The 17,050-nt window shown below is 59.2% G+C and carries 14 protein-coding genes; 3 read left to right on the top strand and 11 right to left on the bottom strand.

Going from position 1 to position 17,050, the window contains the following annotated elements; genetic code table 11:
• Positions 1-18: 18 nt before the first annotated feature.
• The 3 genes from thiM (at position 19) to fbaB (ending at position 2,837) form a co-directional block, all read left to right on the top strand.
• The gene (gene thiM / locus EC836_RS16350; protein ID WP_123334997.1) at positions 19-810 is read left to right on the top strand and encodes a hydroxyethylthiazole kinase; all 792 of its coding nucleotides are present in this window, start codon (positions 19-21) and stop codon (positions 808-810) included.
• Complete coding sequence (gene thiD, locus EC836_RS16345; protein WP_123334995.1) at positions 807-1,607, top strand: bifunctional hydroxymethylpyrimidine kinase/phosphomethylpyrimidine kinase; 801 nt, start codon at positions 807-809, stop codon at positions 1,605-1,607. The genes thiM and thiD overlap by 4 nt, the downstream gene beginning before the upstream one ends.
• A 177-nt stretch (positions 1,608-1,784) precedes the next feature.
• Positions 1,785-2,837, top strand: a complete 1,053-nt coding sequence (gene fbaB, locus EC836_RS16340) for a class I fructose-bisphosphate aldolase (protein ID WP_123334993.1) — start codon at positions 1,785-1,787, stop codon at positions 2,835-2,837.
• 98 nt (positions 2,838-2,935) lie between these two features.
• On the opposite strand, the gene EC836_RS16335 is transcribed toward fbaB, so the two are convergent.
• From EC836_RS16335 to mdtD, 11 genes are all read right to left on the bottom strand, one after another.
• Positions 2,936-3,556, bottom strand: coding sequence for a LuxR C-terminal-related transcriptional regulator (locus EC836_RS16335; RefSeq protein WP_123334991.1), 621 nt, complete (start codon positions 3,554-3,556; stop codon positions 2,936-2,938).
• A gap of 283 nt (positions 3,557-3,839) precedes the next feature.
• Positions 3,840-4,526: a GntR family transcriptional regulator gene (locus EC836_RS16330; RefSeq protein ID WP_123334989.1), complete on the bottom strand. Its 687-nt coding sequence runs from the start codon at positions 4,524-4,526 to the stop codon at positions 3,840-3,842.
• Between the two features lie 131 nt (positions 4,527-4,657).
• The gene (locus EC836_RS16325) at positions 4,658-6,124 is read right to left on the bottom strand and encodes a mannitol dehydrogenase family protein (RefSeq protein WP_123334987.1); all 1,467 of its coding nucleotides are present in this window, start codon (positions 6,122-6,124) and stop codon (positions 4,658-4,660) included.
• Positions 6,125-6,170: 46 nt separating this feature from the next.
• Entirely contained in the window at positions 6,171-7,454 is a 1,284-nt protein-coding gene (locus EC836_RS16320; protein ID WP_123334985.1) for an MFS transporter, read from the bottom strand.
• Positions 7,455-7,552: 98 nt separating this feature from the next.
• Positions 7,553-8,563, bottom strand: a complete 1,011-nt coding sequence (locus EC836_RS16315; protein ID WP_123334983.1) for a Zn-dependent oxidoreductase — start codon at positions 8,561-8,563, stop codon at positions 7,553-7,555.
• 10 nt (positions 8,564-8,573) lie between these two features.
• A complete protein-coding gene (gene manD / locus EC836_RS16310; protein WP_123334981.1) occupies positions 8,574-9,788 on the bottom strand; it encodes a D-mannonate dehydratase ManD in 1,215 nt (404 codons plus the stop codon).
• Positions 9,789-10,836: 1,048 nt separating this feature from the next.
• On the bottom strand, positions 10,837-11,736 hold the full coding sequence (yegS, locus tag EC836_RS16305; protein ID WP_123334979.1) for a lipid kinase YegS: 900 nt from the start codon (positions 11,734-11,736) through the stop codon (positions 10,837-10,839).
• Positions 11,737-12,021: 285 nt separating this feature from the next.
• Positions 12,022-13,404 carry a tRNA 5-hydroxyuridine modification protein YegQ gene (gene yegQ, locus EC836_RS16300; RefSeq protein WP_123334977.1) on the bottom strand — a complete coding sequence of 461 codons (1,383 nt, stop codon included), beginning with the start codon at positions 13,402-13,404 and terminating at the stop codon, positions 12,022-12,024.
• A 119-nt stretch (positions 13,405-13,523) separates the two neighbouring features.
• The gene (gene baeR / locus EC836_RS16295; RefSeq protein ID WP_123334975.1) at positions 13,524-14,231 is read right to left on the bottom strand and encodes a two-component system response regulator BaeR; all 708 of its coding nucleotides are present in this window, start codon (positions 14,229-14,231) and stop codon (positions 13,524-13,526) included.
• Between the two features lie 23 nt (positions 14,232-14,254).
• Entirely contained in the window at positions 14,255-15,640 is a 1,386-nt protein-coding gene (gene baeS / locus EC836_RS16290; protein WP_123335394.1) for a two-component system sensor histidine kinase BaeS, read from the bottom strand.
• Entirely contained in the window at positions 15,640-17,046 is a 1,407-nt protein-coding gene (mdtD, locus tag EC836_RS16285) for a multidrug transporter subunit MdtD (RefSeq protein ID WP_123335392.1), read from the bottom strand. The genes baeS and mdtD overlap by 1 nt, the downstream gene beginning before the upstream one ends.
• Between the last annotated feature and the right edge of the window lie 4 nt (positions 17,047-17,050).

Genomic DNA, 17,050 nt, shown 5'->3' with positions numbered 1-17,050 from the left:
CGCCGGTTGGGAGTATAGATGAGCCAACCCATTCCCCTCAGCCACCACGACGTGGCGCACTCTCTGGCGTTGTTCCGCCAGCAATCCCCCCTTATTCACTGTATGACCAATGATGTGGTGCAGACCTTTACGGCCAACGTGCTGCTGGCGCTGGGGGCTTCCCCGGCGATGGTGATCGATGCCGAAGAGGCCGCACAGTTCAGTGCGGTAGCCAGCGCGCTGCTGGTCAACGTCGGTACGCTGACCCGCTCGCGCAGCGTGGCGATGCTGGCAGCGGTCGAGTCGGCAAACGCAGCCGGGCGCAGCTGGTCACTGGATCCGGTGGCGGTCGGCGCACTGGCGTTCCGCACCGAGTTTTGCCAGCAGTTGCTGGCACATAAGCCTGCCGCTATTCGGGGTAACGCCTCCGAAATCATGGCGCTGGCGAAAGAGGCGGTCTCCGGGCGTGGCGTGGACACGCAGCATCAGTCCGATGCCGCCATTCAGGCCGCACAAAAACTCGCTTTGCAGAGCAGGGCGGTCGTCGCGGTAACCGGAGAAGTGGACTTCGTGACAGATGGGGAGCGCATTCTCAGCGTCAGCGGCGGTTCACCGTTGATGACGCGAGTGGTGGGCACCGGCTGCGCGCTGTCGGCGGTGGTGGCGGGCTTTGCCTCGCTGCCCGGCGATCGTCTTACGCACGTTGCCAGCGCCTGCCGCGTGGTATCGCTGGCCGGTGAACGCGCCGCCGCCAACGCATCAGGACCGGGGAGCTTTATTCCCGCCTTCCTGGACGCGATCTATCAACTGACGCCGGAGGAACTGGCATGAAGCGAATTAATGCACTGACCATTGCCGGTACCGATCCCAGCGGTGGGGCAGGTATTCAGGCGGATCTCAAAGCGTTCTCTGCGTTAGGGGCTTACGGCACCAGCGTGATCACTGCGCTGGTTGCGCAGAATACTCAGGGCGTGCAGTCGGTATACCGCATCGAGCCGGATTTCGTGGGTGCGCAGCTGGACTCGGTACTGTCGGATGTGCGGATTGATGCAATCAAGATTGGCATGCTGGCGGAGTCAGACATTGTGGAAGTGGTAGCCGATCGCCTGCAGGCGGCAACCGCACCGTGGATCGTGCTGGATACGGTGATGCTGGCGAAAAGCGGCGATCCGCTTCTCTCCGGGCAGGCGGTCGCCACGCTGCGTGAACGCCTGCTGCCGCAGGTCTCGATTATCACCCCAAATCTGCCGGAGGCGGCCGCGCTGCTGGACTGTCCGATGGCCCGCAACGAGCAGGAAATGCGCGAGCAGGGCCGTGAACTGCTGGCAATGGGCTGCCAGGCGGTGCTGATGAAGGGCGGTCACCTTAGCGATTCAGAAAGCCCGGACTGGCTGTTTACCCGCGAGCTGGAGCAGCGCTTCACCGCGCCGCGCGTCAATACCCGTCATACTCACGGCACCGGCTGCACGCTCTCTGCCGCGCTGGCGGCGCTGCGTCCGCGCCACGATAGCTGGGTGGCAACCGTGCAGGCGGCGAAGACCTGGCTGCAGGGCGCGCTGGAGCAGGCGGATTCGCTGGAGGTCGGGCAGGGGATTGGTCCGGTGCATCACTTCCACAAATGGTGGTAGTGAATGCAGGGACAAACGCGCTTTCGTGCGAATTAGTCTGAAAAATCCAGTCAGCAATTTGCCTGGACAAGGAATCAGGTCCACCCTGTTGAGGTCAGAAATCAGTCGGATTTCTGCACACCGGGCCATCTGACCGTTGCCAGGTCGTGGCCCTCCCTACCTTTGACAGGAGTTATCATGACGGACATCGTACAGTTATTGGGCAAAGAAGCAGATTCTCTTTTGCAACATCGCTGCATGACTATTCCAGCAGACAGCCTCTATCTTCCGGGATCGGACTACGTAGACCGGGTGATGGTTGATAATAACCGTCCCCCGGCGGTGTTACGCAATATGCAAACCCTGTATAACACCGGTCGTTTAGCCGGGACAGGTTACCTCTCTATCCTGCCGGTAGACCAGGGCGTTGAGCACTCTGCCGGTGCGTCCTTTGCCGCTAACCCGCTGTACTTCGACCCGAAGAATATCGTCGAGCTGGCGATTGAAGCGGGCTGCAACTGCGTCGCCTCCACCTATGGCGTGCTGGCCTCCGTATCCCGTCGCTACGCGCACCGCATTCCGTTTATGGTCAAGCTGAATCATAACGAAACCCTCAGTTATCCCACCCAGTACGATCAAACCCTGTATGCCAGCGTAGAGCAGGCGTTCAACCTCGGGGCCGTGGCCGTGGGGGCTACCATCTATTTCGGTTCCGAGCAGTCGCGCCGTCAGATCGAAGAGATCTCGGTGGCGTTTGAGCGCGCGCACGAGCTGGGGCTGGTTACCGTGCTGTGGGCCTATCTGCGCAACAACGACTTCAAAAAAGACGGCGTGGATTACCATGCGAGTGCGGACCTCACCGGTCAGGCGAACCATCTGGCGGCGACCATCGGTGCCGATATCGTTAAGCAGAAAATGGCGGAGAATAACGGCGGCTACAAGGCGGTCAAGTTCGGCCACACCGACGAGCGGGTTTACACTAAGCTGACGACCGATAACCCAATCGATCTGGTGCGTTACCAGCTGGCTAACTGCTATATGGGGCGCGCGGGGCTGATTAACTCCGGCGGTGCCGCAGCGGGGGATACCGATATCGCGGAGTCCGTACGAACCGCCGTGATTAATAAGCGCGCCGGGGGAATGGGGCTGATCCTTGGCCGTAAAGCCTTCAAGAAATCAATGAAAGACGGCGTGGCGCTAATTAATTCCGTGCAGGATGTTTATCTGAGTAAAAAAGTCACCATCGCTTAAAAATATGACAGGCGGACATAAAATATCCGCCTGTCATATCCTGCTGCTTGCAATATAAAGTACCCTGGTGTTGGCGCAATCTTCCCGCCAACAAATGGCTAGCTCAAATGCGGTACGTGGGTCAGGCTTTTGGCCAGATTGATTATCTGGAACAGCACTTTAGTCCGCTTTGATTTACTTTTCTTCTTCAGGTTATTTTTATGAGAAAGTACGGTCTTCAGCTTGATGTTAATATGTTCAGAAATCTCTACCGAGCTTCTTTCTTTCATCCACAGACTAAGAATTTCAGACTCACGCTTGCTGAACGACAGCGGCGTTTCATCAGCCGGGTAGCTAATGGGCTGAGCAGCCTGCTTTAACCTGTTGGTTGTGACCAGGTTTTTCACCGTGCCGATGGACACGTTCTGCGCCATGATCACCACGTTCGGCTTGATGTAAATGTAATCTTCAAATGATGAATGAACCACCCGCATAAAGATAATGAACAGGGTTTCGGGATTCATTGCAATCAGTTTTTTTATCTCTTCCCTGTCATTTTCCGTGTTGTAAACGGACTCACAAATAAAGGCTATTTGCGTCGAACCTTGCTGTAATAGTCGGTCGCAGTTTGGAAGATTATCCAGCAGGTGAATATCCTTTTTCTTACCGCCGGCTTCGTTGATAACGCTTTTTAATCCATGGCTGAAATAATCACATTTATTTAATATGATATAACTCATAAAGTACAGCCTTATTTAAGTGGGTTAACTGCAATGATTGCCGTTATTTATTATGTAACACTCAATATCGATAACGAATAGTGATGACGCCAGGGGAACATCAGCGGGTGCCGATATTAATGTAATATCAGGTTTCGCTAATTACGCCGATCTTGTGATGTAGATCTACTATAAAGGCTCAGTGTACAGCCGCAAATGTCTCAGACCGTCAATTCTTGTCTGTACGCCTCATCAATAACGAAAAAGGAGGGGCGGGGCGCATTTTTCGCCCCGGAGCGCTATTTTATACAGCGTCGAACCATTCGCTATTCTGTTCTGCTATCGGAGTTATTGAGAAGATCATCTCCTGCAGATGGGCGCGCATGGCGATTTCAGCAGCATGAGCGTCTTTTGCCACCAGCGCCTGATAGATTTTCCAGTGCTGTTCTATCAAACTTTCGGGCGGCGAGACCTTGCTGAGGGTCAGAAAACGTACCCGATCCATCGTCGCTTTGATGTTTTCTACCGTTTCCCACGCCAGCCCGCAGTTGATGCTTTCGGCAATCAGGCGGTGGAACTCATCGTCCAGCACCAGAAACGCCTGGCTGTCGTGGCGCTCCGCCGCCAGCTTCTGCAGCTGCAGGTTGTGCTCCAGTGCGGCCAGCCCGGTTGCACTGGCTTCCTGCGCGGCACGGCGCACCACGGCCACTTCCACGGCTTCACGGATAAAGCGCCCGTCGGCCACCCGCTGCGCCGATATTTTACGCACGAAGGTGCCGCGCTGCGGCAGCACCTGCACCAGCCCGGCCTCGGCCAGTTTAATAAAGGCCTCGCGCACCGGCTGGCGGGAGACGTTAAAGCGGGTAGAGACGTCTTTTTCGGACAGCAGGCAGCCGGGGGGAATGGCGCAGGTCACGATTTCATGGCGCAGGTAGCGGTAAATCTGCTGATTTACCGGTTCGCTGGCGGTAATGGTATATACAGTCGACATTCGGCAACGTCCCTTTAGCGACAGGTCATCTCAACCCGTCTGCGCATGGTAGCAAAGCGTTCAGTCTAATCAGCAAGATGGCGAAGCGCCAGGGCTTTATCAGCCCCGGCACGCGGGCGGTGCAAACGCGGTCAACGGACCAGGCTGACCCACTGATGAACGGTTTTTTTCGCGCCCAGTTCCCGCAGCAGGCGGTAGAAGTGATTGACCCTGCTGACAAACACGCGGCTGGCAGGCAGATCGTCGCCGAAGACGCTGCTCAGCCCCAGCAGCGCGTTGACGCGTTCCTCTCCCTCATGGCTCTCCGCCACTCGCTGCGCCAGCTCTGCGCGCAGCGGATCGTTGATTGTTATTGTTTCTCCCTGCTCGCTAAAGCCGCCGACGTAGCGCATCCAGCCCGCCACGCCCAGCGCCAGCAGATCGAAATTGCTGCCGCGCTGCAGATGCCAGCGGATGCTGTCCAGCCAGCGCTGCGGCAGCTTCTGCGTGCCGTCGTTGGCGATCTGTGCCGTGCGGTGCTTGATGGCGCGGTTACGATAGCGGGCAATCAGCGAATCGGCGTAGGCCTCCAGATCCACCCCTGCGGTGCGCAGGGTGACCGCCTGCTCCGACAGCATCAGGCGCCGCGCGGCCTGCAGGAACAGCGCGTCGTCCATGCAGTCGCTGATATGCTCGTAGCCCGCCAGATTGCCCAGGTAGGCGAGGAACGAGTGGCTGCCGTTGAGCATACGCAGCTTCATCTCTTCGAACGGCAGAACATCTTCCACCAGTTCGGCCCCCGCCAGCTCCCAGGACGGACGGCCGTTAACGAAGTTATCCTCAATCACCCACTGGAAAAACGGCTCGCACACCACGCCTGCCGGATCGTCGCAGCCCAGCTGTTCGCGCAGGGCTTGATGCGTTTCTTCGGTCATCGCAGGAACAATGCGATCCACCATGGTGGAAGGGAAGGTGAGGTTGTCCGCAATCCACTCAGCCAGCTGCGGATCCTGCTGGTGGGCCAGCTGGCTAATCACCCGGCGGGTGACGTGGCCGTTTTCCGGCATATTGTCGCAGGACATCACGCTAAACGGCGGCAGCCCGGCCTCGCGGCGGCGGCGGATGGCGGCCAGAATAATCCCCGGCAGCGACTGCGGCGCATCGGGATGAGCCAGATCGTGCACAATCGCCGGCTGCGCCAGATTCAGCTCGCCGGTTGCCGGATAATGACAGTAGCCTTTTTCGGTCACCGTCATCGACACAATCGCTACCTCCGGCTGGCTTAGCGCGTTAATCACCGCCTCAACGCCGTCCGACTGGCCGTGCAGCGCCTGCGTCACCACGCCGATAATCCGCAGATCCAGCCGGTCATCGGCCATTTCCGCCACGCTGTAGCACAGCTGCTGCTGGCGCAGGGCGTGGATGGCATCGCCGTTGTTCAGATTGATTTCGCAGTAGCCCCAGTCACTGCCCTGTTCGGCAGCCAGCCTGTCGCTGCATACGGCCTGGTGAGCGCGATGGAAGGCACCAAAGCCGATATGCACCATTCGCGTCCGTAATGCGCTACGGTCATACGCGGGTTGCTGCACGCTTGCGGGAAGGTTCTCCACAGACAACATAAATTATCCTTAATTGAAGGTGCGGGTGCGTGCCCCGCACGACCATTTAAACTGAAACAGTCTTACTGTATTTTTTCGGCGGGCGAACCACCACCAGCACCAGCAGGGCACCCAGCGCGGCGATGCCACCGGCAAGGATAAAGGCGCTGTCGAATTTACCGGTGTGCTGCACGATATAGCCGGTCGCAATCGGTCCGATAATGCCCGAAATGCTGCCGATCAGATGGATAAAGCCGCTGATGCTGCCGACGCGGCTTTTATGCACCACGTCCTGAATAATCGCCCAGTAGATCGCCCCGGTGATATACAGGAAGAAGATAGACACCGACATCAGCCCCACCGCAGGCACCACGTCTTTCACCGTCCCGGCGCAGGCCACGCAGATTGCGGCGGCGAACAGGCACACCACCAGCACGATTTTTCGCGACAGCAGCAGCTTGCCGGTCATGCGGAAAATCTTGTCGGAGATGATCCCACCCAGCGCCAGCCCTACGAAGCCGACAATCCACGGGATCATGGTGGTAATGCTCATTGCCTTGATATCCAGACCGTGCGACTGCACCAGATAGGCCGGGAACCAGCTGAGGAAGAAGAACAGAATATAGTTGTAGCAGAAGAAGGCGAAGGCGGTGACCAGAATAATCGGCTGGCGCAGATAGTGGCCCAGGCCATGCTGCGACTGCGACAGTTCTTCCTCGGCGCTCAGCTGCTCGTCTTTCATCTGGGCGATCAGGGCGCGCTCGCGTTCGCTGATCAGCTTGCTCTTCAGCGGGTTATCGGCGGCGATAAAGAACCACACCACCATCCAGATAATGCCGATCGAGCAGATAATGGCAAACGCCGGACGCCAGCCGAAGGCCAGCGACAGATAGCCGATAATCGGGCCGGCTATCGCGCCACCGAGCGGTGAGCCTGCGCTGAGCAGCCCCATCGCGGTCGCCGCCTGTTTTTTCGGGAACCAGCCGTTAATCGCCTTATTCGCCGAGGCACAGATCGGGCCTTCCGCCATTCCGAACAGCACGCGCAGGATCAGCATCGACCAGAAGCCGGTGGCCAGGGCGGTAAAGCCGCAGAACAGCGACCACATGCCGACCGCCACGCCGAGGGTGATGGTCGGGCCGAAGCGATCCGTTGCCAGGCCGCCGACGAAGTTGAAAATTGCATAGCCGAAGAAGAAGCTGCCAAAAATAAGGCCGAACTCTTCCGCATTGAGCATCAGGTCTTTCTCAATCATCGGCACGGTCAGCGACAGCGCCACGCGATCGAGGTAGTTAATCATATAGACCAGGAACAGCAGCAGTACGATGGTCCAGCGCAGGTTTTTAATCATCATGACTCCTTCCCCTCTTTCCGCCCTGCTGGCGGTTGGGGGTTTTCAGGTAGAGGTATGGTGGCCGGAGGGCTGGGTCAATCCCTCCGGTGTTGTTGCTAGCTGACTTTCAAAATCACTTTGCAGCAGCTGCGCGGATCCTTCTCAAACAGGGTCATCGCCTGTTCGATCTGGCTGAGCGGCAGGGTATGGGTGACCAGTTTTTCCGGTTCGATCAGCCCCTGTTCAATCCAGCTGATCACCTGCGGGAAGCGGTTGCTGTTCAGTCGGGAGGTAAACAGCGACAGCTCTTTGCTGGTCAGACTTTGCTGGGTCACGGAGCAGGGTTCGCCGGAGAAACCGAGCAGGCCAATGCGCCCGGCGGGTGAGGCCAGCGCGGCGGCTTCGGCAAGGATCGACGGATGGCAGGCGGCATCAATAATCAGCGTCGGCTGCACGTCGCTGAGCTGGTCTGCCAGCGGGATTTCGCTGTTGTTCAGTGCGCGATCCGCGCCGTTGTTCAGCGCCAGCGTCAGGCGTTCGGTTATCCGGTCGGCGACGATCACCGTTTTCACCCCGTACACGCCTTTCAGCACCTGGATCGCGGTCAGGCCCATTGGCCCGGCACCGTAAATCAGCGCCACGTCGTCGGGCTGCGGCTGTAAGAAGGCGGTGATATTGGCGGCGATAGTAAACGGCTCGACCAGGCTGGCCAGCGTATCGGGAATACTTTCCGGCAGCCGCCAGGCATTTTTGGCGGGCGCCAGTGCGTATTCGCTGAAGCCGCCGTCGCGATGCACGCCGATCACCTGCAGTTCTTTGCAGACGTTGGGGCGACCGATGGAGCAGGGATAGCAGTGGCCGCAGCTGACCACCGGATCGACCGCCACGCGCTCGCCAATACGCGCACTGTCCACGCCGTCGCCCACCGCATCAATCAGGCCGAAAAACTCGTGGCCGATGGTCCGGGGATAGCGGGCAAACGGATTATGCCCGTGCCAGATATGCACATCGGACCCGCAGATGCTGGCGTACTGCACCTTCACCCGCACTTCGCCCGCGTCCGGCAGCGGCAGCGGACGTTCCTGAATCTGCAGCTCGCCGGGGCGTTCAATCACTACACTTTTCATCATGCTCTCCTTACCAGTTCCACAGCGTGCCGTCTTCCAGACGGGCAACGGGCAGATACGCCGGTTCATAGGGATATTTCGCCGCGAGCTTTTCATCGAACTCAATGCCGAGGCCCGGTTTTTCACCCGGATGCATATAGCCGTTATCAAACGTCCAGCTGTGCGGGAACACTTCCAGCATCTGCTCGGAATACCCCATGTATTCCTGCACGCCGAAGTTCGGCACCCACAGGTCGAAGTGCAGCGCGGCGGCCATGCAGATCGGTGACAGGTCACTCGGGCCGTGGGATCCGGTACGCACCTGATACAGCGAGGCGAAGTCGGCGATGCGGCGCATGCCGGTAATGCCGCCCGCGTGGGTGATGGTGGTGCGGATATAGTCGATCAGCTGTTCTTCAATCAGCTGTTTGCAGTCCCAGATGCTGTTAAACACTTCGCCCACTGCAATCGGCGTGACGGTGTGCTGGCGGATCAGGCGGAAGCTTTCCTGGTTTTCGGCAGGCGTCGGGTCTTCCATCCAGAACAGGCGATGTTCCTCTACGCTTTTGCCAAAGCGCGCGGCTTCGATCGGCGTCAGGCGGTGGTGCATGTCGTGCAGCAGGTGCTCATCAAAGCCAAATTTGTTGCGGATGGCATCGAACAGTTTTGGCGTGAAGTCGAGGTATTTTTCGGTTGACCACAGCTGCTCTTCCGGGCGCGCGCCTTTGGTTGCCGGCTCATAGGCTTCGCCTTTGCCCTTGGCCATGCCGTAGGTGGTTTTCATTCCCGGCACGCCGCATTGGGCACGAATGGCCTTAAAGCCCAGCTCTTTATGTTTGGCGTAGTCGTCCATCACTTCATCGATGCTGTGGCCGGTGGTATGGCAATAGACCATCACTCCGGTGCGCGATGCGCCGCCGAGCAGCTGATACAGCGGCATGTTGGCGGCTTTGGCTTTGATATCCCACAGCGCCTGGTCAACGGCAGAGATCGCGGACATGGTGACCGGTCCGCGACGCCAGTAGGCACCTTTGTAGAAGAACTGCCAGATATCTTCGATCTGATGGGCATCGCGGCCGATCAGCTGCGGGCAGACGTGATCTTTCAGGTAGGACGCGACGGGCAGTTCGCGGCCGTTGAGCGTGGCGTCACCGATGCCGGTCAGTCCCTGATCGGTGGTGATCTTGAGGGTGACAAAGTTTCTGCCGGGGCAGGTGACAAACACTTCCGCTTTAACAATTTTCATTTCAATCCGCCTTATTGACTCACTATGGCGCAAAATTACGCTAATGACGTACTACCATACAAGTTGAATTGGGTGGAATTTCGAGAGGGATCACAGAATGGGGGGAGCTGGACACTGGTTCGTTTGGGAGGCGCTGTGAAGTTTGGGGATGGGGTTCAGCCTCTGCTGCTGCTTCAGGGCGGTCCTCGCGCCGTGCGTGGCACGGTGCCTTCGGTTACGCCATTGTGCCGGCCGGACCGGCCAGGATTGAACGTCCCTGTTCAAACCCGGCCTGACGCCAGCATCCCTGCTGTCGTCTCCTGGCTCAATGGCTTCACCTCAGCGCTGCGGATGCCCTTGCGCAGCAGCAGAGGCTGACCCCTTTAATCATTCCATCGCTTTTGGATTTGAATAACAGGCTGGTCGGCCTACTAAGAATGATGCTGCATAAATCAACTCACAGTATGGAAATCCTGAGAGTCCAATAATCGGGATGCGTTAAATAATAAGGTGCTGTGAGATGTGTGGGCAGGGTTCAGCCTCTGCTGCTGCTCCAGGCGGTCCTCGCGCCGCGTTGCGGTGCCTTCGGTTACGCCATTGTGCCGGCCGGACCGGCCAGGATTGAACGTCCCTGTTCAAACCCGGCCTGACGCCAGCATCCCTGCTGTCGTCTCCTGGCTCAATGGCTTCACCTCAGCGCTGCGGATGCCTTTGCGCAGCAGCAGAGGCTGACCCCCTTACCAATGTCTTCGTTTTAGGTTTTTCAGGCAACGCAAAGTCAGAGAGCAGGCTGGCTGTGCCCCCGGGCGGGCAATCCGCAGCGCTGAACGGAGAGAGGAGGCCAGGATTCACCCGCATGGACGCGGGTGAAAGTCACAGCCGGGCCAGGACGGCCCGTCTGTGACGGTCCGACAGGCAGACGAACGAAGTGAAGGAACCGCAACACGGCGCGAGGACCGCCCGAACGGGGGCACTGCCAGCCAGCGCTAACTTCCAACTCTGCAAACAACACAACACAGCCTGCAAACAAGCCCTAAAACGGTGTCCCCTGCAGGAATCACACTCAAAACTATGCCAACAGCTCACACGACGGCGGCAACCGACACGCCAACGCATCCGGCATCACCTCAATCTTAAACTGCGTCCCCGTCAACGGCTCCCCGTCCAGATTAAACGTCATCTCATTCGGCGCATCAATCGTCAGCCACGGCAGCGACGCCGTAATCAGATTCGGATTCTCCTCGTTACTGGTCAACGTGTGCAACAGCGTCGGCAACAGCTCCTGCGACGTCGCAATCGTCAGCTCCAGCTTACCGTCGTTAATCAACGCCTGCGGACACAAACGCTGACCGCCGCCCGCCTGGCGCCCGTTGCCAATCCCAATCACCAGCGCATCACCCTGCCACTCAAAATCCGGCCCGCGAAGATGACAGCTGTCCGCCTTCAGCGTATCCATCCGCATCAAACCATGGATGAAATAGGATACGCCGCCCAGCGCCGACTTCAGCTTCTCCGGCGTTTCGGTCGTGATGCGCGTACCGAAACCGCCGGTCGCCATATTGATAAAATAGCGATCGCCGTTCACCCGCGCTAAATCAATGGCCGACGCCTTACCGATAATCGCCAGCCGCAGCGCATTCTCCATCTCCAGCGGAATGCCCGCGCTGGTGGCGAAATCGTTGGCGGTGCCCAGCGGCACCAGCCCCAGCACCGGGCGATGTTCCGGCGACAAACCGGCCAGCGCGGTGGCAATTTCATTAATTGTCCCGTCGCCGCCGGCGGCAATCACCGTGGTCGCGTTGAGGTCCACCGCTTCACGCACGTAGCGCTCGCCGTCGCCGTGCTCCCAGGTCACGCGCACCTCCAGCCGGTAGCCTTCCTCGCGCAGGGTGGCAATCGCCTGGCGCAGATCCTCATTGCCCGCGCTTTTACCGTTTAAAATCGCCAGCGTGATTGAATCGTTTACCATTTTTTTTATTTTCCTGAAGTAGATGGCGGATGGTCTCAAGATATAGCATATCCTGTTACAGACGGTGAACCGCAGGACGGCAGAAGCGAAAATTTTCGGAAAAAAGGACAAGAAAAAGCCCGGACGGGGGAGCCGACCGGGCCAATGAGGTGGTTCATTCCGATCGGAGTTCAGCTTGATATCCGGTCGTGCAGAGAATGCTGTTTAATGTTTGTCGTTAGGAGCCAGCGCATCATAGCGGGGAACCTCCCCCCGTACTGTGATCGGATTCTAAGATCGATAACCTTATGAAACTTCTTTCGCCAGTTCCGCCGCGTGCGGATTGCGCGTGGTCGTCCCGGCCAGATTACGCATCAGCAGCGCATAGCGCAGGTCCATCTCCTCCGGCAGCGGCAGCCACACCAGATGGCCGTTGCCCGGAGCCACCTCAATTGCCTGCGCTTTACCGTTCTCCATTTGCGTCAGCGTGAAGTTGATGTTGCCCGCCGGGGTCATCAACTCCAGACTGTCGCCGACGCTGAATTTATTCTTCACGTCTACCTGCGCCAGCGCGCCGCGGCGTTCACCGGTAAATTCGCCGACGAACTGCTGGCGATCGGAAACCGAATAGCCCGCGTCGTAGCTCTGATAGCTGTCGTGCGTATGGCGACGCAGGAAGCCTTCGGTATAGCCGCGATGCGCCAGCCCTTCGAGCGTTTCCAACAGGGCGGGGTCGAAAGGCTTACCGGCGGCGGCATCATCGATGGCGCGGCGATAAACCTGGGCGGTGCGCGCGCAGTAGTAAAACGACTTGGTGCGGCCTTCAATTTTCAGGGAATGCACGCCCATCTGCGTCAGCCGCTCCACGTGCGCCACCGCGCGCAGATCCTTCGAGTTCATAATGTAGGTGCCGTGCTCGTCCTCAAAGGCGGTCATGTATTCACCGGGGCGCATCGCCTCTTCGATCATAAACACCTTGTCGGTCGGCTGGCCCACGCCCAGCGTCGGCTCAACGTTCTGCACCGCAATCGGCGGCTGGCGATGGACGATGTTGCCGATCGCATCCTCTTTGCCTTCTTCCACGTTATATTCCCAGCGGCAGGCGTTGGTGCAGGTCCCCTGGTTTGGATCGCGCTTGTTGATGTAGCCGGAAAGCAGGCAGCGGCCGGAGTAGGCCATGCACAGCGCGCCGTGAACGAAAATCTCCAGTTCGATGTCCGGCACCTGCTGGCGAATTTCGCTGATCTCTTCCAGGGACAGCTCGCGCGAGAGGATCACCCGCGTCAGCCCCATCTGCTGCCAGAATTTCACCGTGGCCCAGTTCACCGCGTTGGCCTGTACCGACAGATGAATATCCATCTGCGGGAAGGCCTCGCGCACCAGCATTATCAGGCCGGGGTCGGACATTATCAGCGCGTCCGGCCCCATATCGATCACCGGCTGCAGATCGCGGATAAAGGTTTTCAGCTTGGCGTTGTGCGGGGCGATATTCACCACCACGTAAAACTTTTTGCCCTGGGCGTGGGCTTCGTTGATGCCGATCGCCAGGTTCTGATGGTTAAACTCATTGTTGCGCACGCGCAGGCTGTAGCGTGGCTGACCGGCGTAAACGGCGTCTGCGCCATACGCAAAGGCGTAACGCATATTTTTCAGCGTGCCGGCCGGGGAGAGAAGTTCCGGTTTAAACATGATGTCTCAGTCTGATGTCAGGTCAGATATTGCCAGGATGGCTGCCCCTGCGGCGTGACGTCGCGAAGGGCAGATTTCGGTGCGGGATTGTAAGGCAGAGAAGCGGGAGAATAGTTGATCTAAATCAATCGGCAGATATCGGCTTCCCAGCGATAGCCCATGCCGTACACCGCGCGGATAAACGGCTGGCTGGCATCCAGCAGCTCCAGCTTGCGGCGCAGGTTTTTAATGTGGCTGTCGATGGTGCGATCGGTCACCACGCGGTAGTCGTCGTACAGCTGGTTCAGCAGCTGCTCGCGGGAGAAGACCTTGCCCGGCTCGTGGGCCAGGGTTTTCAGCAGGCGGAACTCGGCGGGCGTCAGGTCCAGCGGCTTATCATCCCAGCTGGCCTGGAAGCGGTTCTCATCCATACGCAGCAGCGAGGTTTGCACCGCCTCTTCTTTCGGCCGCAGGCAGCGCTTGAGGATGGTTTTCACCCGGGCCACCACTTCACGCGGGCTGAACGGCTTGCAGATATAGTCATCCGCGCCGATCTCCAGCCCCAGCAGGCGGTCGATCTCTTCGGTTTTGGCGGTGACCATAATCACCGGCAGCTCCGAGAAGCGGCGCAGCTCACGGCATACCGACAGGCCATCCAGCCCCGGCAGCATCAGGTCCAGCAGCATCAGGTCGGGCGCGTTCTGCTTCGCCCACTCCAGCGCCTCGTCGCCGCGCAGCAGATGGTGAGTGCGGTAGTTTGCGGCCTGCAGATAGTCCACCAGCAGCTGGCCGAGCTTGGGCTCATCTTCGACGATTAAAATCAGCGGTGCCGGTTTTTCCTGCTCCATATCTCTTCCTCAGTACGAATTAATCAGTGCGGTTTATTGGGTAAGCTTACCGTAATTTTCAGGCCTCCGGCGGAAGAATGCCCGGCGCTGAGCGTGCCGTCGTGAGCGGCAACAATATTCTGGCAGATCGCCAGCCCCAGCCCGGATCCGCCGCTGGCGCGGTTGCGCGAACCTTCGGCGCGGTAGAAGCGTTCGAAAATCTGCTTCAGCTGATCGTCATTCACCCCCGGCGCGCTGTCCTCAAAATGCAGCACATTGCCGCCGGGGCCGGTCTCAAGCTGAATGTTCAGGCTGCCACCGGCGTCGGTATAGCGCAGGCTGTTCTCCATCAGGTTGGTTAACAGCTGCCCCAGCCGGTCCGGATCCCCAAACTGCGGCGCGGCCTCCGGCAGCGACAGGTTGAGCTGTAGCCCATGCTGTTCATAGCGATGGCGGAAGTTCGCGGCGACCATTTCCAGCAGCGGCACCAGGTCGGTATCGCGCTTGCGGTAGGCCAGCGCGCCCTCGTCTGACAGCGACAGCTGGTGGACATCATCCACCAGCTTGGTCAGGGTGGCGACCTCGCCCTGCAGTGAAATAATCGATTCCGGCGTCAGCTTGCGTACGCCGTCCTGAATCGCTTCCAGTTCGCCGCGCAGGATCGCCAGCGGGGTGCGCAGTTCGTGGGAAATATCGGCCATAAACGCGCGGCGCATGCGTTCGTTTTTTTCCAGCGTGCTGGCCAGGCGGTTGAAGTCCTGAGCCAGGCGACCCAGCTCGTCGCGGCTGGTGGATTCCACCCGGCTGGTGAAATCGCCGGCGGCCAGATGATGCGTACCCTCAACCAGCCGTTTAACCGGTGCCAGCAGCCCGCGCGACATCAGCCAGGTCACCAGCGCGGCCAGCAGCATGGTCAGGCCGACGATCATCCAGCTGGTGCGGTTTTGCTGCCGATCGAAATTAATATCCGCCACGCGGGTCAGGCGCTCGGAAGGGGATCCTACTACCCAGCCGACCACCTTATTGTTGCTGGTGGTGATCGCCCGGCGCGTGCCTTCCGGTGGCACCGGGCCGCGCGGTCCCATCATCACGCTGAAGTTCTGATCGATAATCCAGAACTGCGTGCGCCAGCCGTGCGGCGGCAGCTGGTTGCTGGACTCCGGGTTCTGATCCAGCGAGCGCAGGATATTGAACACCAGCCGGTTGTTATTACGCAGGAAGGTCCAACTGCCGTGCTGCTCGTACTGATCGGCCAGCGCATCGCTCAGCATGGAGATGCGCTGTTCATTGCCGCGCTTAATGTAGTCGATAAAACCGTGCTCAAAGCTCAGCCGCACGCCCCAGTGCATGGTAATTAACACCAGCATGCAGGTCGACAGGATAGCGGCGAACAGCTTGGCGGTGATGCCGATGCGTAGACGGGCAAAAATCATTGTTTTCTCCTGCGGGCCAGTACCGTGTTGGGGGCGATTTCCGCCGGTACGCACCAGAACACCAGCGCGGGCAGGGCAATCACCAGCGCCATACAAAGGTAAGTCCAGATAAATGCCTGATGCACCAGCGGGCTGTCCGCCGCCGCCTGGTGGCCGAAGGTGCCGAGCAGCAGTCCGGCAACGGTCACGCCGATACTCATCGACAGCTGCTGCACCATTGACAGCAGGCTGTTGCCGCTGCTGGCGAGATCGTCCGGCAGCTCTTTCAGCGTCAGGGTATTCATTGCCGAAAAACGAATGGCGTTGACCATGCCCTGTAAGAACAGTACCAGCGGCAGCAGCAGGCTCCAGCCCAGCAGCGCCACCACCGGGAACAGCAGCGTGACCAGCGCCAGCGCGACGGTGGATCCCACCAGCACGTGGCGATAGCCGAAGCGGTTAACGATCTGCACCACGATGCGCTTCATGCCCATATTGCCCAGCACCATCGGGATCATCATCAGCCCGGCGTGCAGCGGGCTGTAGCCCATACCGATCTGCAGAAATAGCGGCGTCATAAACGGCAGCATGCCGCTGCCGATACGGGCGGTCAGGCTGCCAAGAAGGCCAATGGAGAACACGCGGTTGTCAAACAGCTTCAGGCTGAACAGGGCGAGATCGTTGTGGCGGGCGTGCAGCAGATAAAACAGCATCGCAAACACCCCGGCAAGAATAAACAGGCACAGCAGCAGCGGAGAAATCCCCAGCCCGCGCTGGCCGTCCAGCGCCAGCGTCAGCGTCGCCATGCCCACCGCCAGCAGCAGGTAGCCGGTGAAGTCGAAGCGGCGGACGATCAGCGTGAAGTTGGGCAGCAGACGCAGCGTGGCGATAGCACCGACGATGCCGACCGGAATGTTGATCAGGAAAATCCAGTGCCAGCTGGCATACTCCACCAGCACGCCGCCCAGCGTCGGACCCATCAGCGGGCCAATCTGTCCCGGAATGGTGACGAAGGTCATCGCCGCCATATACTGATCGCGCGGCACCAGCTTCATCACCGTCAGGCGGCCCACCGGCACCATCATTGCGCCGCCGATGCCCTGCACCACCCGCGCCATAATCAGCTGATCCAGCGTGCCGGACAGGGCGCAGCACAGCGAGCCGATGCTGAACAGGATAATCGCGCTGAAAAACACGTTGCGCACGCCGAACCGGTCCGCCAGCCAGCCGCTGACCGGCAGCATGATCGCCACCGTCAGCACGTAGGAGACAATCACCGAATGCATATGCAGCGGGCTTTCATGCAGGCTGGCGGCCATCGACGGCAGCGCCGTATTGACGATGGTGGTGTCCAGCGTCTGCATAAAGAAGCCGAAGGCAACGATCCACAGCTGCCAGCGAACGGAGGAGGGCGGCGAGGCGATCACC

The sequence above is a fragment of the Erwinia sp. JUb26 genome (genome assembly GCF_003751505.1).
In the GTDB taxonomy this organism is placed as follows: domain Bacteria; phylum Pseudomonadota; class Gammaproteobacteria; order Enterobacterales; family Enterobacteriaceae; genus Erwinia.
This window is presented reverse-complemented; position numbering and strand designations above follow the sequence as displayed.